Raw genomic sequence first — 26,103 nt, 5'->3', positions numbered from 1 at the left:
GTCCGGCAGAGGAGCTTCGGTGGGCGACATGGGCAGAGGTGATGCCGAGGCAACGCCGGGACCTGGCAGTCAGGTCGAGTTACCTGCTCGACGAGGTGACGATGTGGTGCGTGATGAACTGACGGTGTCTTTCGAGGTCCGCTACGTCGAGGGCGCCGAAGGCGAGCGGGTCGGTGCCGCCCAGGCGAAGGCTCTTGCCGCGCTGTTGAGGTGGCAGGCCGGCCGCGGGGACGTCGATGAGTCCTGAGTTGCCCATGTTCTGTGTTTCCTCCGACGGCTCGCATCGGGAGATCGCCTGACCTGTACATTTCTGTGTCTTCGGCGCGCCGAACGGGTGGTCTGAATCGAAAAAGGCCCGCTGAGCTGCGGAAACGCTGTCGCAGGTTCGTGCCCTCGGCGGGGCGTGTCGAACATGGGAACGCAAGCAAGCAGCGACTTCGGGCTGGCCATCTGATGATCGAAGCCGACTACCCGCTGTAGGCGAGTGCTGACATAGGTGTGTCCGTAGGGCGTATCGACCAGTCCGTCAACCTGCTACAACACCGACAACTGCTGTTGGCAATCGATTCCTGCGGCAAAGGCCCGCCGTCGTCGTGCGCGACGGCGGGCCCAGCGGAGCTTATGTCATCGGGTAGTGCCTCGTCTCTGCCGTTCATCGGGATGGCGGCATCTCAACGGGCTGTCACGCGGAGGTACCGCGCCTTTGTATCTCGTCGTCCCAGGACCGCTCGTTCGCCGCGGCCGAGCGGAGTGCGAGAAGCTCGTTTCGTTCGAGTGCGTCCAGCTGCAGCTCGTAGGCGAAGAGCACCAGCTGGTGCGTGTCGGGGATGGCTGTGGCAGCCATCCAGCGGGATAGGTGGGTGCGGGCGCTCTTTGCCGCGAAGGCGTCGGGATTGGCTCCGGCGCCGCGGAAGTGATTCCAGATCTCGTCGGCGAGGGCGCGGCGGGCTTGGAACCTCGGGTCGGCGCCGAAGTGCGTCTGGCTGGGCGGCGCTTCCACTGCGAACAGCGAAAACACGCTCTGCTCTGTGGCTTTGGCTGCGCGGGCGAGGTCCAGGCGAGTCGGTCGCCCGCGGCTTGACTCAGCTCGTTGGGTTGGCGTGGCGGGTTGTTCAAGCGCGGTGGCGTCAGCGGGCGCGGGTGCTGCGGGCGCTACCGAGGCGGGAGCGGCAGCGAGGCCGCGTTCGTCGATGACCCCGGCCTTCCACAGCGGCCGGGTCTGCTCGACGGCCTGCTCTTCTCCCAGCGCCCGGGTCAGCCGTTCCGTGAGTTCCCAACTCGGCATGGCAGGCCCGACGAGCGCTTTGTAGATGGCCTGGTGGGAGTAGCCGCTCAACCGGCCCAGTTCCTTGGTGGGCAGGTCGCCGTGGTCCAGCACCAGCCGCTGCAGGTGGACGAAGAACTCGCGGCGAGGACCGGACGAGATCGTGGGGGCGCGCAACCGCCTCTTCGCCATCACTACCTTCTATCTACACTTTTTCAACTTAGCTTCAACCTCCCGGCACAGGATTTCTCCTGCTTTCCGGTACTGAGCCCGGCCGCTTGCCTCGAAAAGTGCTGCACTGCAAGCTTGACATCAGCAGCACAAGCATAATGCCCGTCAGCGTTTAGGGCTCAGAAAAAGACCAAGTGTCCAGAATGGGAGTCTTCGATGTCAGCTTCTCGGTCCTCGCGCCGGGCCACCACCAGGTCCGGGCCGCCGCCGCGCCCTGGTGAGCGTCCTGGCGGGCGGCAGCGTCGCTCACGCCGTGGTCCGGCGAAGACCCGCGAGCGGGCAACGGCAGCGCGCGGTGGCGAGGAGCGGCGTCCTCACGGTGCGGGCTGGAGTGATCCCGCCACGATGAGCGGAGCGATCCTGGCTGGCCTGGCCGCCAGCGCCATCTTCTGGGGGGTGTCCACCGTGGCTCACCGCCTCGATGTCGACACCGAAGTCACCGACCGCGGGCTGGAGGTCAGCGTCATCTTCGATCGTTGAGCGGTGCCGAGCGCTCTCGGCCGGTCCCTCGCTGAAGCCGCTTGGCATCGCGATCGTGGCGGCGCGGCTTCGGCGAGTAGACCTCGACCGCACACTCGTGGGCGGAGTGGCCGAGGACCTGGCCAGGACCAGTCGGGGCGCCGGCCCAGCGCGGTGTCCCGAGTTCCGGTGGCCATGAGGAGTGGAGGGCCTCACAGGGCCCCGGACTGGCCGGGGTCGCCCTGCGAGGCTTTGTCCGGCGGGTCTGCGGGAACAGACACGCCGATCCCGGTTGCTCGGCTGTCTCGAAAGCGGTCATCCGGGGGTCTCGCAGCGAACATCTATCGGCCTTACCGCCGAGAAGTGTCATCGCGATGTAACAACCATAAGCCATCGAACATGTCCATTGAGTTGCCGGACGAATTCGTGGGGCGCGAAACTGCGTTAGCAGCGGTGATGCGGGTGAGGGCGAATCTTGTCCTGCACCGTGAGACAGTCGTTGACCTGGGGCGTTGCACGCGTTGAACACCGGCTGGGCATCTGTGCTTGCAGCTGCACATGAAATCGCGCCGATCCGTGAGCGGGGTCGGCAATCGGTGATTGTGCCGTTGGACGGCAATTTAGGGGCAGCGGGCAAACAGACCCCTGTATACGTTTCGTAATCAAGACGTGACAGTGCAGAATGATCAACCGCTGGCGTCGATCCCCGGGGCCGGTGCGCGCTGTCCGGGCGGGAACTCGGAATGGTGCGGTGTCGTGACTTGGTGGTTCGAAGTCTCGGCTGTCTCGAAAGTTGGTAGCCCGAGAGGCAGGTACTGGCCCCTCGACACAGTTCCGCACGCGCGCACGGAATGTCGATCGACAGACCCTGCTTCTCGGGCTGCCCGGAGTAGAAGGTCAATCGTTTTGTTCGACAAGACGTCCCGGCGGTCCTCTGGTGACCGCGATCGGGACATCGAAACGCGCCCACCCACCGCGGTGGCGCCCCCCGTACCGGATTCCTCGGCCCCGCCTTCGGTGTCGTGGCCCTCGGCTTTTCTGGCCTCGGTGATCGTGATCGGCGGCCTGTCCTACCACTACCTGTCGGTCGAGCGGGGTGTCGATCCAGTGCAGGCGCTGCGCTACCTGCTGGTGATTGCGGTGCCGCTGGTGGTCCTGGTGCTGCCCGCCAGCTCGGCCGGTGCCGCGGTGCGGGCGCTGTGCCGATTCCTCGGCGTGATCCTCGCCAGCGCGGGCGGGACACGGTGAGCGCACCGGAACCCCCCAACCTGGAACCCCCGCCCGCCGACCCGGCCGTAGTGGCGTTCATGGCGATGCTGCGCCGGGTGCACGAGATGTCCGGGCTCACCGCCGGGCAGATCGCGGTGACTCCGGGTTGCCGCGTTCGACGGCCTACCGCTTCGTCAGCCCGCGCAACCACACCCTGCCCAAGAGCCGCGAGCAGGTCCGGGCCTTCCTGGAGGCATGTCGTCTGCCTGCCGAGACGGTGACCAACATGCTCGCGCTCTGGGATGAGGTCTCGGGCCGGCCGCTGGTGCGCACCGTCGCGTCGAGCACTGCCGCCGACGATGTCGGAGGCTGGGAGGAAGACGCTCCGCTCCAGTTGCCCAGCGAGGTCTCCCGGCAGGTATGGCACGGATTCCGTGACCACACACCGATGCGGCCGGTCCCGAAAGAGCAGCCCGACGTCCGGGGCGTGGACGGGGATCTGGAGCTGCTGCTGTCCAGGTTCGCCAGGCCTGTCCGCACCCTGTCCATCCCGGAGCTCTACCTGCCCGCGGCATACTGCCGCGGCTGCTCGGAGCTCGGCGAGGCCGCCGCTCCGGTCGCGCGCCGATCGGCGCGGTCGGTGCTCCAGGCCGGGGTCGTGCGGGTCTTTCCGCTGTTCCTGCTCGTCATCGCGCTGTACCCGATGGTGGCGACCATCCGATTCGGGCACCTCGGTGGCGACGGGACCGCCATCGTCGTGGCGGTGGAGATCATCGTGGTCGGGCTGCTGCTGGCGTCGGCGAGATGGATCCACCACTCCCGCTGGCCGGAGCTGCTGACGCCCCTGCGCCTGAGCGTGGCCGCTCTCGTCGGGATCGGGATCGGCGTGGCCGCCGGGATCGCCGTGCGATCCCCGCTCGTCGGCGCCATGACCGGGTTCGTCGTGTTCAGCGCGACCCCGTCGTGGATCAGCGTGACCCAGCTGGCCGGTATCGCTACCAGCTCGCGGGGGATATTCGCTGTCCTCACCGCCTTCTGGAGTGGCATCACCCTCGGTATCGTCGCCGACCTCGCGCAGTTCCCGATCCTCGGCTCGGTGCTGACCGGGATCCTGGGCGCTGCGATGGCGCTCATGCTGCTCTCGGAAAACATGGCCAGCGAACCCGGGCGTGCAGCGGCGCGTGCTGCTCACACGCGGTACCACGAGCCGGGCTGAGTTCATGTGCTGCTCGGATCTCGCGGTAGGCCGCCAGGCCACCCGAGATTCGAGCAGTTCCCCTGCGGCAGGATCTGGGCGGCTACAGTCGTCTACGGCTTGTTGAGGGCTTGCTCGGCGATGGCATTGGCGTCGGCATCTGCGCGGGCTCGGGTAATCGCGGCGGCTTGGCTGTCGAGTTCGGCATGGCGGGGTCTGCTAAAGACGAGCTTCGGCGTCGTGCCGGGCGGATCAGTCGTCGTTCACGCTGTACCCTCGTTCGCGCGCCAGCGCTTCTACCTCCTCCATCGGTACCATAGCCCGCTGCATGGTGCGACGGCGCGTTCCTGCCTGATCGCTACGGCTGTCCAGGACGTCGAGGCACTCGATGATGTGGGAGACCTCGCCCTGAACTTGATCCACCCACTCGTTGTCGCCGTGCGGTTCGTGACGCGGGTGCCTGACCTTCGGCAACTTCGTCACGAAGTTCCGCAAGTTGTGCACGGCATCGGGTGCGATCGAGCACCACTCGCTCACATCGGCCCAGCCCTCGTCGTCGAGCATGGCCGTGTCCTCATCGATGAGGCGCCATGCCAGCGGCGGGAAGAACACCGACGAGAAGGACATGAGGATCTGCGGGCCATCGATGCCCCCTCGGCGCGCTCTGGGGCCGCTGTGCCAGTAACTGGCAGCCGTTCCCGCTACCCAGGCAGTCCTTCCCCGCGCGAGCGCCACGTAGAGCCGCATACGGGCAGGGAGTTCGACCTGCGTCGATCGATCCAGCAGCGCCTCGACGGTCGGCCAGTTCCGGCGAATTATGGTCGTCGTAGCGCACATCCCAAGCACGATCGATCGAGCTACCGCTCCTGGCTTGAAGTCGACATCCGGCACCGGCACCAGCCCGGTGAGGTTGCGATCGAGGGACGCCCGCCACCACGGAAGCAGAGCGGTGGCCAGCTTGCCGTAGGCAGGGTCGAAGACCTCACCTGCCGCGGAGTTGCAGGAGCGGCACTGTCCCCAGAAGAAGATCCCGCCTTGGTCGGCACGTCCGAGCGAGACCGTACCTGCGGTGTTCATCCAGCTCGCACGGGTCACAGACCCTTGGTTTCCCGCACACTGCGGTGGGACGTGAGCCTTGCTCATCTGAGTAGTGGCACCACACACGCCGCACTCGTATCGCCGCCTCCGGGAGCGGTGCTCGAAGACCGGCTGAGGGCCGGGTCGATCCGCAAGAGCCATGCTGCTCACCCCTCGGTACTGACTGGCGCGCGGCGCCGGAGCGCCGTGCTTCTCCGGTAGCGTAGCCCTGCGGAAGCAGGCCGTCACAACTCGTTTACCTGTGCATACGACCTGCGCCCGGCATCCTTGTCTGGTCTGAATTCGGGTGCTGGCTAGACCAAGAGCGTCAGCACGCCGAGCACCCCAAAGGTCCCGGCGATCACCGCGCCGGTGGTGATGAAGCCGCGGAGCACGGCAGCGGCCAGGTCAGGGTTGCTGCGTTTGCTCAGGAGCGCGGTAGCGACGCCGCAGAGGACAGCGAACAGGGTGACCGAGATGAGGACCAAGATGACCGTCACCGCAGGGAGATTCATTCAACTTCACTCTCTATCCGAGAGCCGAAGTCGGTGCTTGTGGCAGCCTAAAGCCCGACTCCGACCCGTTGCAGGTCGATGTCGGGATTGAGCCCCTCACCCTTTGTCACGGCGGGTAAGGCCCCTTTTAGTCAATCCCCGTTGGTTGACGCCGCTGCGGAGATGGCCCAGAACATCTCGAACTCGGGGGGCACAGCTTCGGCAACCACCAAATATGGTGCCATACCCCTGCAGCGGGCAAGTGTCCGGCGGCTCTACAGCCCGTACTCGGCGTCCGGCTCCGCCGAGGGCGTGGCCACCGGCGGCTCGTAGCCGGAGTCGAACCCCGGCACCGCCCGCCTCGGCGCGGCAGCGGGCGCAGGCTCGTTCGGGACGCCGAGTTCGGCGCGGGCGGCGCGGGCGGCGTGCTCGGCATCCTGCTCGGGGCCGGTGAGCGCGCGCCGCCGCCGAAGTTCGGTCAGGCTTGCTGCAGCTGCTCGTCGTCACGGTCGCGGCGGCGGGCGGTGTTGTCGAGGCGATCACGGACGGCCTGGTCGTGGGTGCGGGCCTCAGCGACCTCTGCATGGCGGTCGGTGTGGTCGCTGGCCTGGTCGAGGATCTGGGGCCAGAGCCGGTCGGGAGGCGCCGACCTCCTGCGCGGTGTCGCGGGCTCGCTCGGCCGCGGTGTCGCGTGTCTGCTGCTGGGTGTGGGCGGTGGCGCACAGCCCGGTGAGGGCGGTTTCGATCTCGGCGCGGGGGCCGCCACCGCCGCTTCGGGGTGTTCTCCAGCTTGAACACCGCAGCCCGCGAATCGCTGTCTGGAACATCCACTTCAACTACCATCGCCCCCATTCAGCCGCCGGGAACCAGCCACCCGCCAGCCGACTCCACACAGGCGTCACCAACGTCACGGCCTCATACAACTAGCGGTCGAAGCAGTTTCAGTTGTAGGCATCGGTTAGGGTTGCCGCGGTGTGCCACCTGCCGTCCCTCGGTCCTGGGCGGGCACTGGGAACGCATTGCGCTGACTCTGGCCCGGCCGGTGTGGGTGCGGCTGGACGCGATCCTGACCCGCGACCGGGCAGTCGGCGGCGGGTGAACGGCTCCGGAGTGGAGATGGTCCGCGCGGAACACGGTCGACCGCAGCGTCGCGGTGGCCGGGTCTGTCTCTGCCTACCGGTGGTAACCCGTAGCTTCGGGAACTATAGTTTCCGGCGCATTTTGGCTCGTCAAGGCCGCATCGGCTGGTCAGGACGTGTGATAGCTCGAGGCGATTCTAGGAGAACCCTGATCATGTCGGTTCCGCTTCCTATTCTGGTCCCATGACGTTCACTGCACTCCATCGGATCCTCGGTGTGGCTCCGGGACCGCTGACCGACGAGCTTCTCGACGAGGCGGTAGCTCAAGGTGTGGAGGAGGCCGACGACTTGGACTGGAAGTCGGAGCTGCTGCCGGTGAAGGGACTGCAGCTGACGGACTTTCCGAAGGACGTCGCGGCTATGGCCAACAGTGGGGGTGGGCTGATCATCTATGGGGTCCGCGAGTCACAGAAGGCTGCGACTGAGCGTATCGGTGTCGGCGAGTGTGATGAGGGATACGAGCGCGCGTTGAACACCGCTGCGGTAAATGCCATTACTCCGCCTGTGTTTGGCTTGAAGGTGCATCGACTCGGATCCGTAGACAAGCGTGCTGTGGCGGTTGAGGTACCGGCAAGTGTCGATGGTCCGCATCTGATTTACAGGAACGAATACTTCGGCGCGCCGCTGCGTAACAATGCCGACACTGTATGGATGAAGGAACGTCAGATCGAGGCGATGTACCGGGCTCGCTTCGATGAACGCCGTCATGCCACCGAGGCTTTGGACAACCTGTACGTTGAGGCGGCTCGCGGCCGGGATACGCAAACTCGGGCATGGCTGTTCGCTGTTGCGCATCCGCGAGTCCCCCGCCTCCAGAACCGGCTCACACGTGACGATGTCCGGGAGGTGCTGACCAGGACCGAGAAGCTGACGATGACCTACGCACCTGGCGGCGTGCATCCCCTGGAGAGTGTGGACCGGCTGAATCCGCGTCCTGGTCTTCGCCGTTGGGTTGCAGTCAATGCGGCTACCGGTGATCGAATGGTTTGGAGGGAGGCGTGGGCCAGCGTCCACCATGACGGGTCGGTCACCCTCGCTGCGGCGATTGGTGGACACATGATCGGTAGTGGTAGCTACCTGGACGGGTGGCAGGTGGAGGCATCGGCGGTTGAGGCAAGTGTCGCCGATTTGATGGCTCTGACTAGGGTCACTGCAGAAGCTACTGGCAATGAGGAGTACGACATCCGTGTCGGGGCCGAGTGGATGGGCCGGGAAGCGCTGGTATTCCTGTCGGGAGACGCTCGCTACCCCCACCAAGGAACCCCGCTGCGTGGATATTCACCCGTTGAGGTGACTGTGGACGCGAGCGAGTCCTCAGATGATTTCTTCTGGCGTGTTCACGACCTGGCACAGGACTGCGTAAATCAGGGTGGTATATCCGAGGTTCGACTCGTCACCCCTCCGGCGCGGGACGAAGTGCGGTAGCTGAAGGCGCGAGGTGTATCGCTCACGCTCGCGGGCGACGAACGCTCACACTCCCTACGTCCGGTCTTAGTAATTTAGACTCGACCAGGGGATCTGATGGTCTTCGCTTGGCATCCTCGGGTCTACCTCCTCCATTGGGTAGCCGCCCGGTATTCGGGCAACCATTGGTCCGATCGGTACGGAGATGCCCTCGGCGAATTCACCAGGCGGAACTGGTCGCAGTGTCTCCCAAGGCTTCTCTCCATCGCCGCCCATTCCGATTCCGGTTCTGAGCTCGTTATCATGTATGTGAATTCGGTCCGCCAAGCTGTTCAAGGCGTGCATCATGATTGATATGTACTGGTCTAGATATTCTTCGTGAACCACGTCGTAGTATCTTGTCCGGATTTTCTGGCCGAATTTGTCGATGGCCCCGAAGGGCTGGTGATGCAAGACTCGATACCAAGGCATTGAAGAGAGCTGAGGCTCGCCGTTCTTCACCCAGACGCCGACCATAGGGGCCCTGACGACGACGAGACAGATGATGATGCTGACCGGCCCCCTTGTATTATGGTCTTTCATCGCGAGCGAGTCGAGGTGATCGGCTGCTTTCATAAGCGGCAGAGTCAACGAACGGTGCGCTTCCTCTCCTGTTACCTCGGGTTTAGGTGACCGCTTGATCTTCGATACGGAGAATGCGTGTGGAACTGGGCAATTGAAGAAGCGGAAGTCCAATGCGCCGAAAACATCTCGCACCTGCATCAATCGCGGCGCTTGTGGTTTGGTCGCGTCCGAGGGAACTAGGACCATGATTGAACTCCGCGCTTCAGGGATGTGGAGGTCGATGCTGTCGGTGCGCGTCTGCCGTTGCAGGAAAAAGGTGAAAGGCAATTCGCTCTGTTTGCACTCGACCAGTAGCTGTAGCGACGGGTGGGACAAGGGCCCACCGGGCTTCTCGGAAGTCCCGAGTGATGTGCTGACCAGGATATCGACAGTGCGTGCCTGGCCTGAATCGGAGTCGGTGTAGCTCCACTCTTCGTGCGCACCGAAGAACCCAGAGACCTTTGTGTTTCGGCTGATTGCACTACTCAGCCTATCTGCAACAACAGCTTGAAACGGGTATCCAGACCTCGCGATGGCTACCTCGACGTCCCGGCGGCTGAGACCGCTTAATAGGGTCGCATGGGCCGGTACCGCTGTTTCGTCTGCTAGCACGCAGTCCCCCTAACTCTTTATCTATGTCTTCTGTCCGATGCATCGAACCGAAGCTGACGCTGAGATCCCGCTGCGGCAGCTCGATGCTCGACTGTGGCTGGACGCGTAGACCACCGCGCTGCACCTTCGGCTCGCTGAGCGCGCCTGCGGGCGCTGCTGAGAACGAGCTTAACGGCGAGCGAATCGTGGAGTTTGTGAGCCATCAGGGCGTTCCAGGGGACCGGGCCATCTTGTCGTCGAGGGTGCGTGCGAGCTGCGCAATGTTCCCGCGCGGCTGCCTCACGGTGATCGGTGAAGTCGTGGCTATGGTCCCGGTGGCTTGGAAGCATCGGTGAGTTTCGGACTCCAGTGATGAAAGCTGCCGAGGCTTCGGAGGAGGGGGCTGACGAGTGTCTTTACGACTCGGCGTGGTTCGGTGGTGAGATCGGCGAGGGTGACTTCGGTCGCGCGCTCGTAGTTGCGGTCGGAGTAGGGTTCTCCGTCTGGTCCGTGTTCTAGCGCGCTCCTGGTGTAGGAGACAGTGCCGCGAAGTCCCGTCGCTACCAGTCCGAGCTTCCAGGATCCGGTGAACCCGAACCTCTGAGCTACGATCGCGGTGACGCGCATGAGCAGCTCGGTCTGACCGATGATCAGGTCCTCGAAGAGCACCTCGGCCGGCGCGGGCTTGGGTGTGACGTGGTCGAAGGTCATCGTCCAGACGACCTTTTCCGAGGCCAAAAAGATCGAGCCGTCCTCCCGGAAGGCGAGTTCGGCTGCGCGGCCGTTGCCAGCCCAGCGCTGTCCGTTGTGCATCCCGACCGTGAGTGCTACGCCCTGAGCACGTCGTCTGAAGCCGCTGCCGTCGGCGAGATCGGGTGCGAAGTTGCGGTGGGACGAAGCTGCTGCTTGCTGAACCCAGCTGTGGACGTCGGTCTGCCACTGTTCGGACTCGGTCAGGGGGACCAGCAGATCGTCGGGCGCGCCGAGCGGTTCGGCAAGGATGCCGAGGATCGAATTGCGGCCACCGCGCTCACCGAGGCCGTCGATAGCGGTCCTGGTCGCGGCGAGGATGTCCTGTTCGGTGGAGAATCTCTGGCGGTGCAGGCGCGCGACTTCTTCATTGGAGAGCACGCGGTTCTTCTTGTCGCCGCGGCCGTAGAAGCGGCCGTCGGCCATGTGCGGGGCTCGTGGGGAGCGAGGAATCGCGACCACGAGGTATCCGTATCCGGGTCGGTCGCTCGCGAATATGACGGAGGTGGTGACCTGCACTGCTTCTTGAACAGCTGTAGCGGCGATGCTTTCGACTCTTTCCGGCAGCTGGCGTAGCTCGACGGGCCACAGTGTCGGCGATTCGGTGTCTTCGGTGACTCCGATGATGATTGTGCCTCCGTCGAGCGCGAAAGCTGCGATGTCGCAGGCGAACTTCTTGTTGTCCGCTGGTTTCGTACCCAACTGGCGCTTTAGGTCGAGGTGATGTGTCTCCTCCAGGAGGCCGGTATCGGCGGCGAATTGCAGTTGCTCTTCGGTTCGTGGTGGCCACACCGGCCCAGGCGTTGTCACGACAGTGCAGCCTAGCGCCTGACCCGGCTGATCCCCTCGCGGACGCGCGCTGCTCAGGACCCCGATTGCCGCTCTTCTCGGTGCGAGCGTTCCACCGGCAGAGGCGTCTACATGCTGGGACCGCGATCGGTCGGACCGGAATCGAGCAGCCCGTTGCCCAGCTGCGGCCTACCCTGGAGACAGCAGGTGATCACAGTCGGGGTGGCGGTGGGTTGCGATGGCAGTGGCAAACAAGCATCCGTCGAAGGTAGCGATGTCGCGGGCGCGCCATCCCGAGACCGGGAGGATCTTGCTCGCCTCCGAGATCGCCGAGCAGGTCTCCTCTTGGCCGAAGCCGTTGTCCTGCTACACCATCGGCTGCCATGCGCGGGTGCACGCGGTCACCGAGGTTCCGCGGACCGAGAAGAAGGGGGGCCGCGCCGCCTACTTCGCCCGTAACCGTGCTTGTGACGGTGGAACCAACGATCACACCGTGCACTGCGTCTACAACCTCAGCCAGATCATCACGGTCCTCACCAGAGACAGTGGCGGGCTGCTACAGCGCGGCCGATCAACTTCCGACCCGGAGACTGGAGAACCCACCCCCGTCTACCGCCTTCCGTGGCCGGAGGCGTTCACTCGCCCCCCGCGAGGCTCGACCTCGGAGGCTACGAGTCCAGAGGGAGCGGTCTTCTCAGAAGAGGCCACCAAGCTGCTGAATACCGCCGCCAAGATCGCCGAACTCCTCGACCGTTACCAGCAGATGCGGGAGCATCCAGAGGTCATGTTCCGTGCGGTCTGCAAAGGCCAGGACGTCGAATGGCTGTACTTCCTCTACACGCCGCAACGGGCATGGCTGCTCGCGCGCAACCTGCGAAGGGCAGAGTTGACGCACCCGGTTGCGGTCATCTTCCGCCCTGGCGGCCACGACATCATCGAGCGCGGTGACCGGGCCTGGGTGCGCGCGGAGATCGCCACGCCGGAAGATCACGACGACACCGCGGAGAGGTTGTTCGTCGGTGGGGCAACCGAGCTGATGAAGCGGATTTTTCGATCGTCTGAGCGCGCGATCAGTGCGCGCATGTATATCGGCTACGGGATGTGGACCTCGGTCAGCCACAGCAACCTTCCCCCGAGACCTACCCTTGAACTGGTCGACGGATCGCTGGTCGCCGAGCTGCCGCCCAGTATCGACCGCGAGGTTTTGCGCCGCTGGAGTGCCTTCCGCGCCGTGAGGGATTGAGGCTCTCGGCACCGGGAGGGGTCAACCGCCGGCCGAGGCGCCAGGGGCGTCGGATTGGCGGTGCTCACGGACAAGTGAGGGCAGGAGTCTGTATGGGGGAGAATCAGATGCGCTTGGCGGTGCTGATCGACGCCGACAACGCCTCGCCGGTAATGGCCGAGCCGCTGCTGGCCGAGATCGCGAAGTACGGAACTGCGCACGTCAAGCGAGCTTATGGTGACTGGACCAGCACGAATCTCAGCGGTTGGAAGTCACACCTGCTGAGGCTGTCGATCCAGCCGGTGCAGCAGTTCGGGTGGACCACGGGTCGCAATGCGACCGACGCCGCCTTGATCATCGACGCGATGGACCTGCTGTATTCAGGTCGGTTCGACGGGTTCTGCCTGGTGAGCAGCGACTCGGACTTCACGCGGCTCGCTGCCCGCCTCCGCGAATCCGGGCTGACGGTGTTCGGCATGGGGGAGCGAAAGACGCCGCGGGCATTCGTCGCCGCCTGCGACAAGTTCGTCTATGTCGAAAATCTCACTCCGGAGCAACCCGCCTCCACTGCCGCGAAGAAGCACAGCACGAAAGCCCCCAGTTCTGAGCTGACTCCTCTGGTGACGGCGGCGGTCGAAGCGTCCTCGGACGAGGATGGCTGGTCGCATCTGGGAGCGGTCGGCAACTACCTGTCGAAGAAGCAGCCCGACTTCGACACCCGCACCTACGGCTACACCAAGCTCAAGCTCCTGATCGAGGCGCTCGGAGCCTTCGAAGTCAGCCAACGGCATCCAGCACCCGGGAAACCGGCTGTTGCCTACGTACGCTGCCGCGACCAATCCGACTCCGCCACCTCGACGGCTGACACCGTCGCTGCAGGACAGGGTGAAACGGCCGCTCCACAGGAGCTCTCGGTCGACGCTGCCGAGCAGCGATTTCAGCTACGTGTCCCCCTCGATCAGCAGTACCGGGAATCGCTGCTGCGGCGGATCTATCATGCATGGCGAACCGGGGACGCCTCCACGCTCGGCGCGCTCGAAACTGTGATCGGGCGGGCCGCCCCCGACATGGACAAGCCGAGTCGCAGCATCTTGGTCAACAGCTTGACCTACGACGACGCCGCCTACGCTTTGCGAGTACTCGATCCCCAGTCCGCGCCTCGCGCACAACGGCATATCGCGACCTTCGACGGCCAACCAGAACACCAATGGATCATTCGCAGCCATGTCGCGTGGCTAACCTTCCTCATCTATCGGCTACCACTGGAGGGGCAAGCCGACCCAGGTCTGCTCACGGAGCTCTTCGATGACCCCGAGTACGGACGGCCACTGCTTGCTGAAGCACAAACCATCGCGGGCTCCCGCCGGACCAACGCGGCAACAACGCACGGCTCGGAGGAGGATGCCCCAGCTGGGCAGCAACCTCCCCTTCACTCAAACGGAAGGTAAGGCCCTGAGGTGAAGGCGGGTGGATCGTAGATCGGCGGGCCGTTCACCGGCTATCGAGCTTCACGCTGTCGCCGCCGGTCCGAAAGCCGGAGTCAGTACTGAGGGCGACCCCGGGTCACTTCGCGAGCTGCGAAAGCTCGTCGCCCTTCCAGCGACACATCTGCTTCGTTGACAACCTGTGGCGGGTCGAAGTCCCTCAAGTTCAGCTCTTCTTCGGACACCAAACGCGCGAATAAATCGCTATGGAATGGCCCCAGGAGCGGTGTCGTGCCTGGGAACCGGGGTGAAACTCCTACGAAGTGCGCAGCAATGTTCGACTGCGATAGGCCGCTGCCCCTAAGCCTCGATCGGATTCGCGACCACATATCATCGTCTAGGACGCGTGCGTAGGCAAGGATTCCATCCTCGATGGGAGTTTCGGAAGTCTGAATATCCCAAACGCACGCGTCCACAATCTGTTCGCGAATGTTGTGCCATGCGCGCGAAATATTGTCGCTCGCATCTCCGGTTCGGCCGTTGTAGTGAGCGTACAGTTCCGAAATGAGGTGGAGTCCGAATTCGTCACCATAGGTGTTTACGATGTGGCGGCCTGTCTCACTAGTATCGGCCGTGGCTATGGAGCGGTCCAGAAGGGCGTGAATCACCGTCCCCCAACCGGAGTACAGGTCGCCGCGCTGCGGCGCGAGCCGACGGGTCAAGGCGGTTGCCGCTGCGGCGCTATTCGCCGACGTGGCGGATTGCACTAACGGGAGACTTGCGAATACCTTGCTCAAAAGAATGCGTCGCTGTGGAACCTCGCCCAAGTAATCTCTGATAACGGATGTGGAGTCGAATTCTCCTCGGTCCAGGAGGTCTCGAAATGACTCGCGAACCGAAGTGTCGCTCAAATCTCCTTCTGGTAGGGCGAACTGAAAGTATCGACCAAAGTAGTCCGGATTGGAGATGCGTTGACCACCGGCGCGGTCCGTCCAGGTCGCTCCAGACCGATGGGGCAGCATTGGGAATAGTGCCACCAACATCTTATAAACTGCGATTTGTGCACTTCGATCCGTGCTTCGGGGAAGCACTAAGCGGAGGCGGTTGTCCCAATCTGTGCCCGATTCACCGCTTTCCTCGGGCGGGCGAGACACTAAAATTCGACGCCAGCCGGGGATATGGTCATAGAGGTCTGGATAGTTCAGGCGAATGTAGGTGATGACCGCAGCGTCAAATAGATCAACTTCCTCGGGACCTACCAAGGAACATAAGACATCGGTCTGAAGGCATAGTTGTTTGATGCTACGCAAGGTCATCGACTCGGGCTCTGGCAGCACATCGAATAGGTGCTCCACCGCGTAGCGCGTGGCAGGTGCGTCGATGGAGAGGCCAAGATCATGGGCTACCGATTCCAGGCCGTCTCGCAGTTCGGTGGCCGTATGAACACGCTGAATCGGTGGGAGGACAAACGGGTACTGAACAATCTTCTCGAGGTATCGATGAGCGCGGTCGCGATTGTCACGAGCCAGATCAGAACTGGTGAGAAGGTCGAGTACCGTGGTCTTGTCGTATGCCAGCAGGTAGTGGACGTTCGGGAATCGTCCGAGGAGCCGGACCGCCTTCATCACCGCCAGGAGTTCGTCGGTGTGCAGGCGATCGAGATCATCCACTACCACCAGTACCCTTGTGCCAGACTCGCGAATCGCTTCGGAGATCTTATTGAAACGCACTTGAAACGGGTCCTCGGACGCCTCGAACTTTCCGAGTCGTTCGGCTAGGACATCTGCGCCCGAGTTCATGGCGTCGTCTACGCCGCCCGGTGCCCATCGTCCGATGGCTGCCTTCAGCAGACTCCCTCCGACTGCTGCTCCTACAGGTACGGCGGCCCTCAGCATTTCTCGTGCCGTGGTCGCGCGCTGTGGCAGCGCCGAAGCGATCGCGGTGTAAAACTCAGCGATCAGCGTATCGGTGTCTGAAGCCGCCCACGGAGTGAAGTGCACAACCGACCATGCAGGCTGAGATGGGGCAGAGCTCAGCGCCTTCGTGATTAGGTTCAGCATCGACGTCTTGCCGCTTCCCCACGGCCCGGCGAGTCCGAACACGACGCTTGATCCGGTACCTGTGCGAGCGATGCGCTGCGCGATCCGTGTCGCAAACATCCCACGGGACAGGCGATCATCCTCGATGTGGTCGATGGCCGCATCGCTGTCGTTTCGAGGCCGCGCCCCTGGAAGGGGTGCGCCGCGTCGCCCGCCGACCCGGCCCCGCACCGGCCGAAGCGACCGGCACCCCGCAGCCGCGCCCTGCCCGAACACCGAGGGGACGCCAACTCGCCTTCGACTTCACCCCACCGGACCCCTACCGAGGCATCCGCGCCGGGACCGGGGGCCAGTACCCGCTCCCGATCCCGGCGCGCCGAGTCCGCACCACACCACCGGCCGCACCGCCACCGCAGCGTCCCGCCCGCCGGGCGACACCCCAACAGCTCGCCTTCGATTTCACCGAACCCGCCCCGGCCGATCCCTACGCCCGCCTCCGCCCGACCCGCAGCGGCCAGTACCCGCTGCCGTTCCCAGTGACCCGGGTCAAACCCGTACCGCCGCCACCGAACCCGCCACAGCCACCCGCGCCGGCGCGCCCGGCCGGGCGGCAGCTGCATCTACCCATGCCCGACCTGCCCGTGCGCCGCCGCGCACCCCGCCCACCGCGAGGAGGCACCCTGCGATGAGCACCCTCGTGCGCATCCCCGCCGACGTCGACCGCTCCGACCGCATCCTGGGCCCCTTCACCGCCCGCCAGCTCGCCGTCCTCGCCACCACCGCCCTGCTGCTGTACTCGGGGTGGACCGCGACTCGCACGGTCATCGCCCCAGCGATGTTCGCCGCCCTCGCGGCCCCGATGTTCGTCGTGGTCGCGGTCGCGGTCTGCACCCGACGCGACGGCCTCTCGGCCGACCTGCTGCTCGTGGCCGCCATCGGCCACCGCCTCCGGCCACGCCACCTCGTCAAGACCCACGTGCAGCCGTCCCCGAGATGGATCACCACTCGCGCCCGCACCACCCGGCCGCGCCCGCCGACCCCGGCCCCGCTGACCGCGCACGCCGCACGGCTCCCGGAATCGGTGACCGACAGCGGCGCAGGTGGAGGTGTCGGCGTGATCGACCTCGGCGCCGAGGGCCTCGCCGTCATCGCCGTCGCCGGAACCCTCAACCTGAGCCTGCGAACCCCAGCCGAACAGGACAGCCTGGTCGGTCAGCTCGCGGGCTGGCTGCACACCCTGCGCCAGCCGGTACAGATCCTGGTCCGCTCAGCGCGCCTCGACCTGAGCAGCCACATCACCGGCCTGTACGCCGCCGCCGAGCAGATGTCACCCGACCTCGCCGCGGCAGCCGTCGATCACGCCGATCACCTCGCCGAGCTGATCGCCCGCGAGAACCCGACCCACCGCCAAGTGCTGCTCGTCTGGCGCGAGCAGACCGACACCCTGGCCAGGACCGGGCTGGCCGCGCGGCTGCCCCGCCGAGGCCGGACCCGGCGGGCACTGTCCGGGGGTACCCGCCGGGCGGCCGAGTCCCGGCTGCTGCGCCGCATGAGCGAGGCCGCCGACATCCTGTCCCCGCTCGGAATCTCGGTCACCGCCCTCGACCCGGTGGCCGCGACCGCCGTGCTGACCAGCTGCACCAACCCCGAGGGCCTGGTCTCGGCCGCCGCCGACATCGCCGCCGCCAACACGGTCATCAGCACCGATCCTGGCACCCCGGCCCCGGATCCGTTCGCTCGAGGCGCGGACCGGTTCGCCCCGGAATCGCTCACCATCGGCACCCGCCACCTCGAGATCGGCTCGGACTGGACCTCGACGCTCGCGGTCACCGGCTACCCGCGCGAGGTGACCGCCGGCTGGCTCGCGCCGCTGCTGTCCCATCCCGGCCGGGTCGAGTTCGCCGTCCACATCGACCCCGTCGACCCGGTCACCGCCGCGACCCGGCTGCGCCGCCAGCTCGCCCGCCTCGAGTCCTCCCGCATGCATGACGCGAGCCGAGGCCGCCTTTCGGACCCGCAGGTCGACGTCGCCGTCGAAGACGCCGCCGAGCTGTCGGCGCGCGTCGCGCGCGCCGAAGCCAGGCTGTTCCGGGTCGGGATCTACCTCACCGTTCACGCCGAGACCGAAGCCGAACTCGCCGACGAACTCGCCGCGGTCCGCGCGCTGGCCGCCAGCCTGCTCGTCGACACCTGCACCCTCGCCTACCGCGCCGCCCAAGCCTGGGCCACCACCCTGCCCCTCGGCCTCGACCTAATCCGAGTCCGGCGCACCTTCGACACCACCGCCCTCGCCGCGGCCTTCCCCTTCGACTCCCCGCAACTGCCCGCCGCCGACCCCGCTCGGGCCGAGCGCCCCTCAGGGGTGTTCTACGGCCGGGACGCCGCCTCGGGCCTGCTGTTCGTAGACCGCTTCGCTCCCGAGGCTCACAACCACAACCTGGTCGTCCTGGGCCGCAGCGGCGCGGGCAAGTCGTATCTGGTCAAGACCGAGATCCTGCGCTCGCTCTATCGCGGGATCGAGCAAATCGTCATCGACCCCGAAGACGAATACCGCCGCCTCGCCCACGCCGTCGGCGGCACCCACCTGCGCCTCGGCACGGCAGGGCAGCGACTCAACCCCCTCGACCTGGAAATCCACACCAGTCCCGACGGCAACCGCAGCGCACCCGCCGACGCCCTCACCCGCCGCAGACTGTTCCTGCACACCCTCGTCGCGGTCCTGCTCGGCAACCAGACCCCCGCCCAGCGCGCCGCTCTCGACCTCGCCCTGACCGCCGTCTACGCCAGCGCCGGGATCACCGACGACCCGGCCACCTGGACCCGTCCCACCCCGATCTTGAGCGACTTGCGCGAGCACCTGGCCCGGCTCGGCACACCTACGGCCGGCGAGGTCGCCGACGGGCTCGCGCCCTACGCCGGCGCTGGCGCCTACGCCGGACTGCTCGACGGACCTACAACCACCGATGCCGAGGGCGGGCTGGTGGTGTTCTCGCTGCGGGAACTGCCCGAAGAGCTCAAGACCATCGGCACCCTGCTGGCCCTGGACGAGACCTGGCGGCGGGTCTCCAACCCGGCCGATCGGCGGCCCCGGATGATCACCGTGGACGAGGCATGGCTGCTCATGCGCCAGCCCGCCGGAGCCGAGTTCCTGTTCCGTGCCGCCAAAAGCTTCCGCAAACACTGGGCCGGGCTCACCGTCGCCACCCAGGACAGCGCCGATGTCCTGTCCACCCAACTCGGCCGCGCGATCGTCTCCAATGCCGCCACTCAGATCCTGCTCCGCCAAGCCCCCCAAGCCATCGACGAGGTCACCACGGCGTTCCGCCTCTCCAACGGCGAACAACAATTCCTGCTGACCGCCGCCCGCGGTAGCGGACTCATCGCCACCAGCGGCTCAAATCGCGCCGTCTTCGCCTCCGCCGCCTCGGCCACCGAGAACTCGTTGATAACGACCGATCCCGGCGAGCTTTTCGCTGCCGACGAAAACCGTGACCGGGATATCGACATTGAGCCTGAGCAATATTCCTAAGAAGGTCGCGCAACCGATTATGTCCGGTCGCGATCCGCGTAGTGAAGTTTTTGCGTTACGAGTCAATCTGTTGATTCCGATAATCAGGAGAAGAGACCGGTGAATAGAGATATCGCGGTATGGCTGACGACAGACGACGTATCTCGTCGGTTGAAAATACCTCGAAAAACACTCGCGAATTGGGCGGCGTCAGGGAAGGGGCTACGCTACGTTCGTATCGGTAGATACCGCCGATATCGATTGACCGACCTGGTCGCGTGGGAGCAGGGGCTTATCGCGCGCGGTGGTGGAGAAGCGAGCGACGGATGTAACCCATCGTAGGCGTATGTCGAAAACTATCTCTGATTTCCGAAGGCGAGCTCGATTATGGTGGAACGCCTGAAGCCGATACCTCCGCTTCGTGCGTGCAGGGCGTATGACACATGGCACCTGAGAAAGAAAGGGGCGAACGGGCGCCCGATTCGTTCGGCGAGCTACGGGCGAGGCAAGCAGTGGCGCGGCGCGTACTTCGATGGAATCTCCCATGCGCCGCACACGCAAGGGTTCAGCACTGCCAGGGACGTGGATGCATGGGCGCAGGAACAGGTCGCAGCCATAAAGGTTGGCCGCCACATCACCAAGGATGCCTCACGCGTAATGATGACGCAGTGGTGCTGGGAATGGCTCGACTTGCAAGTATTCGATTCCGGAACGTATGGCAGCTATCGCAGCTACATCAACTTGATACTCAAATATTTGGAGATGTACGCGGTTCACGAGGTCCGCGAACCTCATGTCCTGCGGATGATGGCCGGGCTGCACCGTGCCGGTTACACGTACGACTACCGGGTCAACATCCATCGGCTGCTCACTCGAATCATGGCTGCGGCCAAACGCGCCGAGCTGACTACGGTCATCCCGTGCTCGACCCAGACATACGCCAAACCCAATCGCGAGCGCCCGAAAGTCCCCACCTACTGCCCGACCATGCCCGAATTCTGGACATTCTTCTATATCATGCCTGCGGAAACTCGTATCTTGGTAGCGCTCGGCGTCGGTGTGGGCCTGCGGATGAGCGAAGCGCTCGGTGCAAATATCGAAGATCTCGATGTCACGAATCATACCTTCCAGCTAAAATCGCAGTACAAAGCTGCCCGGAGAGTGAATGGAGCGAAGATCGGAAGCCATGACGGACCGCTGAAAACCGAAACCTCGGGAACCGAGATCCCGGTCGATCCCTGGGTCGTCGACTGGATCGTGGAGCTGCTCGACGGGCGAACCACTGGAAAGTTCGCGAGATTCTCAGCGAGTCGATCAGGCGGGCGCATGTCCCAGAAAGCGCTGCGCAACCGGGTATATGTGGCCGTTACGGTAGTCGGAGGCCCGGCCGCGGAACTGATTCCCTGGAACCGGATGGCAAAATGCGTCAACGTATGGGGTTCCACTCGTTGCGTCACCTCTACGGATCATTGCTCGCCGCTGGCGCATACAGTCTCGCCGATGTGACCAGACGTATGCGGCACAAGAACAACACCACCACCCTGGACATCTACACCCACCTTGTTGACGGTCAGCATGGAGGTGCCCGACTCCTCGGAGAGGCGCTTGCTCGGGGCCAGCGCGACTATCTCCGCGCTCGGAGCGGGCTGTATGCGGTGGGCGGCGGGGGTGAGCGCTGAGAGGGGCGCAGGAGCGTCGAGTCGCTGATGGCGAGCCCGGTCACGGCGAAATGATTCCTCTCCGCAGGCTGCGTTTGGGTTCGCGCGCCAACGTGGCCCTGCTGATGCTAGTTGGCTTCATGGCGGGTGCGAAGGATGGTGTATCTCACGATGTAGACGGGGATTCGTTTGGCTGTGCGCTTCGAAGGCGGGGCGATGCTGCTGCGGTGTCCGTAGGTCTAAAGCCGCGGGATCGGCGTCGGTGCGTCCCTCCCGGTGGGCTGGCGAATCTGTACATGGACTATCCACGGGCCCAGGACGTGTGCCGGGAGTGGGAGCGCCGCCACGGGCTGCGCGAACTCGGCGGGCCCGGGTGCGGCGCTGAGCGGGCGAACAAGCCGGGGGAGCGGGCTCGCCGCGACCGCACGGCGGCGCCGAAGACCGAGCGCGAGGCGCTGCAGCGGCGCGGGCGGGCGATCGCAGCGTCGGTTAGGAGTGAGGCCGAGTGGTGCGCGAGATGCGCGCCGCCGGGCTGATTGTGCGCCCGTACTTCGCCAAGGGCGGCATGGACCAGGTGACCGGGTACTCGGTGGGGATGCGCCCGAGTCTCAACGCCAAGGCCAAGCGGGAGAAGCCGATCAGCTACGGCGGCGGGCGGTTGGCCCGGGATCTCACGCTGACCGCGCTGCGGTCGTGGGCGCCTTGGAAGCAGGGCTTCGACGCCGAGCAGGCGGCGCTGGAGGAGTGGCGCAAGGCCAACACCCCGGCCGCGCGGTCGTCGATCGCGACCCCGGTCGACGAGCAGGCCACGATTGCCAAGCTGGCGCGGTTCACCGACTACGCGCGCGGCATCGCCGAAGGTGACCGGGACGCCTGGGCGAAGCTCGCGTCGCAGTCGTCGGGGATTTTCGCGGCGCTGTCGGTGCACCCGCCCGCGATGCGGACCGCAGCAAGGATGCTGTGGTCGACCACCTCGCCGACCGCGGGGAACATGGCCGTGCTCTACGCGCTCATCGACTGCCTCACCGCCGTGCGGGACATGCTGGAGACGAGCGATCAGGCCCGCGCGGCGCAGGCGATGCTCTCGGTCGCGCGCAAAGCGGTCACCGAGATCCACATGCGCGCCGACGGCCTGGACCTCGCCCGCCCCTACACCCGCACCACCGGGTACCCGGCGTGGGTGGCCGCGTATAAGGCCTCAATCGTGGTCGACGGCGAGAACCTCGACGACTACGCCCCTGACATCGCCACCGCGACCTCGGCCTGGCACGCACACCGCATCGCCGTGATCACCAGCCCGGGCGGGCCCGGCTACGACGAACACGGCTACCTCACCAGCCCGCCGAACAAGGCGGAGCCCCGACCCGCTCCGAGGAAGCGAGCTGTGCGCAGAACCGTGCAGTTCGACATGGCCCGGTTCATGGAGATGCAGCGCGCCAAGCCTCCGCGACCCCCAGAGCGACCCCCTCACCGAACTTCGAGGACGAGCCACTCCCCGGCTACAACAACGCGCCGGAGACCATCGACACCACCCTCATCCGTACCTGATGCGGACCGCTGCCGGCTGCCGCCGCACCTCGACCCGATCCGGAACCGGGATCTCGGGCGCGGCGGGTTCGAGCGGTGAGCGCGCGCCCACGGGTGACCCGGTGGCCAGGTCGAGCGCGCGGGTGCCGTGCTCGGGAAGTCGGGGTACGGGTAGTGACCGCCGAAAATCGGGCGGTTATGGATAAGGCCTCACTCAAAGCGGTGCGGTCGTCACCGAAGCGGACCCCGGATATCGGGCTGTTATCCGGGGTAGTGCGTCTGCCTACCTTCGGCGATCGGGGTCCATCCGTGCGCGACCCGGCCTCGCTGTCCGGGGCAAGGTCAGATCCGTTGTTTTTCGGCGGTTATTACCAGGACCCCAGTTTTGGTGCGACAACGATCAGAGAACATGGCAGTTCGAACCGCACGCGCTATCGCTTCCTGCCGGTAACGGACAGCCATGAGCGAGAGATCACCACGACGCGGGTGCGTCAACTCCTCGCCCAGCGGCAGGATTCATTACGTAGAGGCCTTCGCCAATCTTGATCGAGCGCGAACGCACTACTTCATTGAGTTCGCGATCCCACTCTGTGTGATCGGACCATTGCACGGCGGCAATGTAGTTGACAGGAGGCAAGGCAGCTCGGGCGAGCTTCGTACCAGCCAGGTCTGCACCAGCTAAATTTGCATAACGCAGATCCGCGTCCGTCAGGTTCGCGCCAGTCAAGATTGCGGGGCTCAGGTGCGCCTCACTCAGGTCAGCGCCGGTAAGGTCCGCGCCGATCAAAATCGCGCCGCTCAGGTGCGCTTCACTCAGGTCCGCGCCGATCAGCCCCGCTCCAGTCAGATTCGCGTAGCGCAGGTGCGCTTCACTCAAGTTCGCGCGGGTAAGGTTCGCGTCAATTAGGTCCGTGTTGGTCAGGATCGTGTTGGTCAGGTTCGCGCCGCTTAGGTCTGCGCGGGTCAGGTTCGCGCCGCTTAGGTCTGCGCGGGTCAGGTTCGCGCGGGTCAGGTTGGCGGCAGTCAGGTTGGCGGCAGCCAGGTTCGTGCCGCTTAGGTCTGCGCGGGTCAGGTTCGCGCCGCTCAGGTCTACGCCCCGTAGGTTCGCTTCGCTCAGGTGTCCGCTGCTCAGAATAGCTTCGGTCCGGGCTATCTCGCTCCGAATCGCATCGAACAGAGTGCCGGGGTGGGTTTGACCGCCGCGGGCAGCTTCACCCGGTGCTGTAGCACTTGAGCCCACGCTGATCGGGTCGGTGTTGGGGAGGTGCCGCTGAATCCCCTCGTCGGGGCGAACCGGCAGTCGGTAGCCAATGAGCGCCGCCCAGTACCGCTCTACGAAGGAGTACCCGGCCCGGCCGCGAGCCGTGCCACGGCTCTGACGGCTCCGCGGGCGAGCCAGGGATGCCCAGTACCGCTTTCCAAGGGTGGTGTTCCCGCTCATTTCGGCTGCTTGTCTGTCAAGTCGTTCGTCTCACTGATCGACCGCGCCGCCCCGAACTGTGTAAACAAGGCAGGCGCTGCGGTTCCCACCGCCAAGGCAGCCACCGCGCTGGTGACCTGATCATGGAACAGCCCCCCAGCCACGGCGCCCAGAAGCAGCCGTGTCGCTGCGGCAGCGAGGTCAGGCCCCGGGTCGAAGTATCGGTTCCAGTGTGGCAGCTTCTTCCGCGCAGCACGAGCGACCTTTCGCCCTTCGCGGTACTCAGTGAGGTTGCCCAAGAGAGCCACCAGCTCGACGACGATCCCCCCTGCTGCGCCAGCCGCGACAGCGATGCGCCAATCCACCCCGTAGTCTCCTCGATCTCCCCTGGACACCGCGCTCCTGCACGGCTGGGCGTTGCAGACCGGTAGAGGCGGACCGCACGTCGATGCGCATCGTACGGGGAACGACCACACGGAATCTTTGCGTCAGCCGAATGTGGATGACCTCAGTTCGGCTTGGTCTTGACCTTGCCGGCGCGGATCCGGGCGACGTACTCGCGGACGAACCCGGAGTGCCTGGCGGCTTCGCTGGGCCCATGCCCTCGGCGATGGCGGCGCGGCTCTCGGCGAAGAGAGTCTCGTGGGCGCGCTCGTAGGTGGGGCTGGTCTCGTCGTAGACCGCGCGGGCCCGTTCGATCCGGAGGCCGCGTTCGTCGTCGCCGCGCCGGTGGCGGCGCCTGCGCATGGTTTTCGTCAACTCCATGTCCGACCGGGGCGGCATCTCAAGATCGGAGAGGTCCGATCTTGAGATGCCGGTGTCAGAACGGTCCTCAGATGCCCTGCCACCTTTGTTCCTTGCGCTCTACACCAACGCTTCCGGGTTCGTGCGGGTGCCTTCTCGAACCTCGAACACGTCCTTCTCGCCCTAGACCGGTACGGAGTCCTGCTCGATACGGTCGTGCCAGGTATCTGGCTTGACGGATTGCGGTGGTCTTTCTCGACGCAATGGCCGGAAGGCTGATTAGAACGGATTGCTCGGCGGTACCGGTGCTCGGGGTGGTGTCCCGAATCGTTCGCAAGCGCTCTCCGAGAATGCGGACAGCGACCTTGAAAACCCACGCCCGAGGGAACTCGACGACGGTCCAGGATTTCCAAGCTCGGATCATCGCTTCCTGGGCGATTTCGGCCGCGTCGACGGCTGTCGCGCCCCTGTTGACCAGGAAGCCAGCCAGCCTGGGCAGATGCTCGCGGTAGAAGGCCTCGAAGACCTCTGCCTGACGAGCCTCCGATTCTGCTGGTGCGACCGTCGTTTCTGCGGCTACACGGTATGGATCCACGCTCATTTGATCGGGTTCATCGACCACGACGTCCTCCTGTTTTTGACGTTGCCGTCTTCGGCTTCGTCACCGGTCCCACCGTCACCTTCGTGTGGAGGCCACCTGCTTCGTGCCGGGCTTCCAACTCGCTGCCGTGCGGGAGCACTCGCACGAGATCGACCACATGCCTGCGGTGGCCCGTCTGCTCGATCTTCCTTGCCCGCAGACGCCCCCAGATTGTCCACGTGAGCAGCACTTTCCCGGTCACCCCCGCGAGCAGCAGGAGCAGCAGTTCCATTGCGTTCATGCCAGCTAAGAGCGGCGGAGACGCCGAAGGCGTGCAACCCGGATCGAAAAAAGCTTCGACGCCTGGTTCCCCACACTCTGCCGCTATAGCCCGGACCCTCCGTCCCGCCCGGCCTGCGACCCGGACACCGGCGCTCGAAGCCGGAGTGGACTCCGGCGTGGCTCGTCGCGGCTCGGCGGCGGGCGCGGGTTCGTTCCGGATACTGAGTTCGGCGCGGGCGGCGTGCTCGGCGTCCTGCTCGTGTCGGTGAGCGCGCGTCGGCGCCGGAGTTCGGCCAGGCCCTGCTGCAGCTGCTCGCTGTCGCGGTCGCGGCGCCGTTCGGCGTCGTCGAGGCGAGACGTCGGTGATTTCGGTCGCGATTTGGAACTTCGTGCCCGTTGCCCCTAAAGGCTGTCCCGTAAGCCGTTGTGCCGCAGCGGTAGTCTGCTGTCGTGGCGGTGATCTCGGCGTCTGACCCGGTGATGGTGGAGCTGTT

At 65.2% G+C, this 26,103-nt stretch carries 22 protein-coding genes and 1 pseudogene; 13 read left to right on the top strand and 10 right to left on the bottom strand.

The window, feature by feature from the left end; all coding sequences use genetic code 11:
- The first annotated feature begins 19 nt into the window (after positions 1-19).
- Complete coding sequence (locus AB0H71_RS31770; RefSeq protein WP_357028482.1) at positions 20-247, top strand: hypothetical protein; 228 nt, start codon at positions 20-22, stop codon at positions 245-247.
- 435 nt (positions 248-682) lie between these two features.
- Here AB0H71_RS31770 and AB0H71_RS31765 read toward each other — a convergent pair whose 3' ends face one another.
- A complete protein-coding gene (locus tag AB0H71_RS31765; RefSeq protein WP_357028479.1) occupies positions 683-1,456 on the bottom strand; it encodes a hypothetical protein in 774 nt (257 codons plus the stop codon).
- Positions 1,457-1,840: 384 nt separating this feature from the next.
- Between AB0H71_RS31765 and AB0H71_RS31760 the strand changes: the two genes are divergently transcribed.
- From AB0H71_RS31760 to AB0H71_RS31750, 3 genes are all read left to right on the top strand, one after another.
- Complete coding sequence (locus AB0H71_RS31760; RefSeq protein ID WP_357028477.1) at positions 1,841-1,975, top strand: hypothetical protein; 135 nt, start codon at positions 1,841-1,843, stop codon at positions 1,973-1,975.
- A gap of 885 nt (positions 1,976-2,860) precedes the next feature.
- Positions 2,861-3,202 (top strand): hypothetical protein, encoded by a 342-nt coding sequence (locus AB0H71_RS31755; protein ID WP_357028474.1) that lies wholly within the window; start codon positions 2,861-2,863, stop codon positions 3,200-3,202.
- 127 nt (positions 3,203-3,329) lie between these two features.
- Entirely contained in the window at positions 3,330-4,379 is a 1,050-nt protein-coding gene (locus tag AB0H71_RS31750; RefSeq protein WP_357028471.1) for a hypothetical protein, read from the top strand.
- Positions 4,380-4,610: 231 nt separating this feature from the next.
- Here the strand turns inward: AB0H71_RS31750 and AB0H71_RS31745 are convergent, their stop codons facing one another.
- Positions 4,611-5,453 (bottom strand): hypothetical protein, encoded by an 843-nt coding sequence (locus tag AB0H71_RS31745; protein ID WP_357028468.1) that lies wholly within the window; start codon positions 5,451-5,453, stop codon positions 4,611-4,613.
- Between the two features lie 296 nt (positions 5,454-5,749).
- Entirely contained in the window at positions 5,750-5,935 is a 186-nt protein-coding gene (locus AB0H71_RS31740) for a hypothetical protein (RefSeq protein ID WP_357028465.1), read from the bottom strand.
- A gap of 804 nt (positions 5,936-6,739) precedes the next feature.
- Here AB0H71_RS31740 and AB0H71_RS31735 point away from each other — a divergent pair.
- Together AB0H71_RS31735 and AB0H71_RS31730 are read left to right on the top strand one after the other, a co-directional pair.
- Positions 6,740-6,856 (top strand): annotated as a pseudogene (locus tag AB0H71_RS31735) (IS481 family transposase); the annotation flags it as partial.
- Between the two features lie 395 nt (positions 6,857-7,251).
- Complete coding sequence (locus AB0H71_RS31730) at positions 7,252-8,493, top strand: ATP-binding protein (protein WP_357028463.1); 1,242 nt, start codon at positions 7,252-7,254, stop codon at positions 8,491-8,493.
- A gap of 66 nt (positions 8,494-8,559) precedes the next feature.
- On the opposite strand, the gene AB0H71_RS31725 is transcribed toward AB0H71_RS31730, so the two are convergent.
- Both AB0H71_RS31725 and AB0H71_RS31720 read right to left on the bottom strand, forming a co-directional pair.
- Positions 8,560-9,687: a hypothetical protein gene (locus tag AB0H71_RS31725; protein WP_357028460.1), complete on the bottom strand. Its 1,128-nt coding sequence runs from the start codon at positions 9,685-9,687 to the stop codon at positions 8,560-8,562.
- A gap of 303 nt (positions 9,688-9,990) precedes the next feature.
- Positions 9,991-11,226, bottom strand: a complete 1,236-nt coding sequence (locus AB0H71_RS31720) for an ATP-binding protein (RefSeq protein WP_357028457.1) — start codon at positions 11,224-11,226, stop codon at positions 9,991-9,993.
- Between the two features lie 217 nt (positions 11,227-11,443).
- Here AB0H71_RS31720 and AB0H71_RS31715 point away from each other — a divergent pair, with 217 nt between their 5' ends.
- Together AB0H71_RS31715 and AB0H71_RS31710 are read left to right on the top strand one after the other, a co-directional pair.
- Entirely contained in the window at positions 11,444-12,448 is a 1,005-nt protein-coding gene (locus tag AB0H71_RS31715; RefSeq protein WP_357028454.1) for a hypothetical protein, read from the top strand.
- A 92-nt stretch (positions 12,449-12,540) separates the two neighbouring features.
- Positions 12,541-13,875 carry an NYN domain-containing protein gene (locus AB0H71_RS31710; protein WP_357028451.1) on the top strand — a complete coding sequence of 445 codons (1,335 nt, stop codon included), beginning with the start codon at positions 12,541-12,543 and terminating at the stop codon, positions 13,873-13,875.
- A gap of 92 nt (positions 13,876-13,967) precedes the next feature.
- Here the strand turns inward: AB0H71_RS31710 and AB0H71_RS31705 are convergent, their stop codons facing one another.
- Positions 13,968-16,010: a P-loop NTPase fold protein gene (locus AB0H71_RS31705; RefSeq protein WP_357028835.1), complete on the bottom strand. Its 2,043-nt coding sequence runs from the start codon at positions 16,008-16,010 to the stop codon at positions 13,968-13,970.
- Positions 16,011-16,575: 565 nt separating this feature from the next.
- Between AB0H71_RS31705 and AB0H71_RS31700 the strand changes: the two genes are divergently transcribed.
- The 5 genes from AB0H71_RS31700 (at position 16,576) to AB0H71_RS31680 (ending at position 22,683) form a co-directional block, all read left to right on the top strand.
- Entirely contained in the window at positions 16,576-19,419 is a 2,844-nt protein-coding gene (locus AB0H71_RS31700; RefSeq protein ID WP_357028448.1) for a PrgI family mobile element protein, read from the top strand.
- Positions 19,420-19,518: 99 nt separating this feature from the next.
- Positions 19,519-19,740: a helix-turn-helix domain-containing protein gene (locus AB0H71_RS31695; RefSeq protein ID WP_357028445.1), complete on the top strand. Its 222-nt coding sequence runs from the start codon at positions 19,519-19,521 to the stop codon at positions 19,738-19,740.
- Between the two features lie 45 nt (positions 19,741-19,785).
- Positions 19,786-20,904: a hypothetical protein gene (locus tag AB0H71_RS31690; protein WP_357028442.1), complete on the top strand. Its 1,119-nt coding sequence runs from the start codon at positions 19,786-19,788 to the stop codon at positions 20,902-20,904.
- A gap of 448 nt (positions 20,905-21,352) precedes the next feature.
- Positions 21,353-21,592 carry a hypothetical protein gene (locus AB0H71_RS31685; protein WP_357028439.1) on the top strand — a complete coding sequence of 80 codons (240 nt, stop codon included), beginning with the start codon at positions 21,353-21,355 and terminating at the stop codon, positions 21,590-21,592.
- Positions 21,562-22,683, top strand: a complete 1,122-nt coding sequence (locus AB0H71_RS31680; protein WP_357028437.1) for a hypothetical protein — start codon at positions 21,562-21,564, stop codon at positions 22,681-22,683. The genes AB0H71_RS31685 and AB0H71_RS31680 overlap by 31 nt, the downstream gene beginning before the upstream one ends.
- Before the next feature lie 372 nt (positions 22,684-23,055).
- Here AB0H71_RS31680 and AB0H71_RS31675 read toward each other — a convergent pair whose 3' ends face one another.
- The 4 genes from AB0H71_RS31675 to AB0H71_RS31660 form a co-directional block, all read right to left on the bottom strand.
- Positions 23,056-24,024: a pentapeptide repeat-containing protein gene (locus tag AB0H71_RS31675; RefSeq protein WP_357028434.1), complete on the bottom strand. Its 969-nt coding sequence runs from the start codon at positions 24,022-24,024 to the stop codon at positions 23,056-23,058.
- The gene (locus tag AB0H71_RS31670) at positions 24,021-24,368 is read right to left on the bottom strand and encodes a hypothetical protein (protein WP_357028431.1); all 348 of its coding nucleotides are present in this window, start codon (positions 24,366-24,368) and stop codon (positions 24,021-24,023) included. The genes AB0H71_RS31675 and AB0H71_RS31670 overlap by 4 nt, the downstream gene beginning before the upstream one ends.
- 467 nt (positions 24,369-24,835) lie before the next feature.
- On the bottom strand, positions 24,836-25,369 hold the full coding sequence (locus AB0H71_RS31665) for a sigma factor (protein WP_357028428.1): 534 nt from the start codon (positions 25,367-25,369) through the stop codon (positions 24,836-24,838).
- On the bottom strand, positions 25,359-25,619 hold the full coding sequence (locus AB0H71_RS31660) for a hypothetical protein (protein WP_357028425.1): 261 nt from the start codon (positions 25,617-25,619) through the stop codon (positions 25,359-25,361). Before AB0H71_RS31660 ends, AB0H71_RS31665 begins: the two co-directional genes overlap by 11 nt.
- Positions 25,620-26,103: the final 484 nt, after the last annotated feature.

Source organism: Nocardia sp. NPDC050697, assembly GCF_040654395.1.
Lineage (GTDB): Bacteria > Actinomycetota > Actinomycetes > Mycobacteriales > Mycobacteriaceae > Nocardia.
Note: the sequence above shows the minus strand (reverse complement) of the source record. Positions and strands in the feature narration are given on the sequence as shown.

Excerpts from the sequence above, each read along its gene's own strand:
- AB0H71_RS31765 (WP_357028479.1), bottom strand. The coding sequence starts at position 1,456 with ATGGCGAAGAGGCGGTTGCGCGCCCCCACGATCTCGTCCGGTCCTCGC.
- AB0H71_RS31760 (WP_357028477.1), top strand. The coding sequence starts at position 1,841 with ATGAGCGGAGCGATCCTGGCTGGCCTGGCCGCCAGCGCCATCTTCTGG.
- AB0H71_RS31730 (WP_357028463.1), top strand. The coding sequence starts at position 7,252 with ATGACGTTCACTGCACTCCATCGGATCCTCGGTGTGGCTCCGGGACCG.
- AB0H71_RS31715 (WP_357028454.1), top strand. The coding sequence starts at position 11,444 with ATGGCAGTGGCAAACAAGCATCCGTCGAAGGTAGCGATGTCGCGGGCG.
- AB0H71_RS31710 (WP_357028451.1), top strand. The coding sequence starts at position 12,541 with ATGGGGGAGAATCAGATGCGCTTGGCGGTGCTGATCGACGCCGACAAC.
- AB0H71_RS31705 (WP_357028835.1), bottom strand. The coding sequence starts at position 16,010 with ATGTTTGCGACACGGATCGCGCAGCGCATCGCTCGCACAGGTACCGGA.
- AB0H71_RS31700 (WP_357028448.1), top strand. The coding sequence starts at position 16,576 with ATGAGCACCCTCGTGCGCATCCCCGCCGACGTCGACCGCTCCGACCGC.
- AB0H71_RS31690 (WP_357028442.1), top strand. The coding sequence starts at position 19,786 with ATGGTGGAACGCCTGAAGCCGATACCTCCGCTTCGTGCGTGCAGGGCG.
- AB0H71_RS31685 (WP_357028439.1), top strand. The coding sequence starts at position 21,353 with ATGGACTATCCACGGGCCCAGGACGTGTGCCGGGAGTGGGAGCGCCGC.
- AB0H71_RS31675 (WP_357028434.1), bottom strand. The coding sequence starts at position 24,024 with ATGAGCGGGAACACCACCCTTGGAAAGCGGTACTGGGCATCCCTGGCT.
- AB0H71_RS31660 (WP_357028425.1), bottom strand. The coding sequence starts at position 25,619 with ATGGAACTGCTGCTCCTGCTGCTCGCGGGGGTGACCGGGAAAGTGCTG.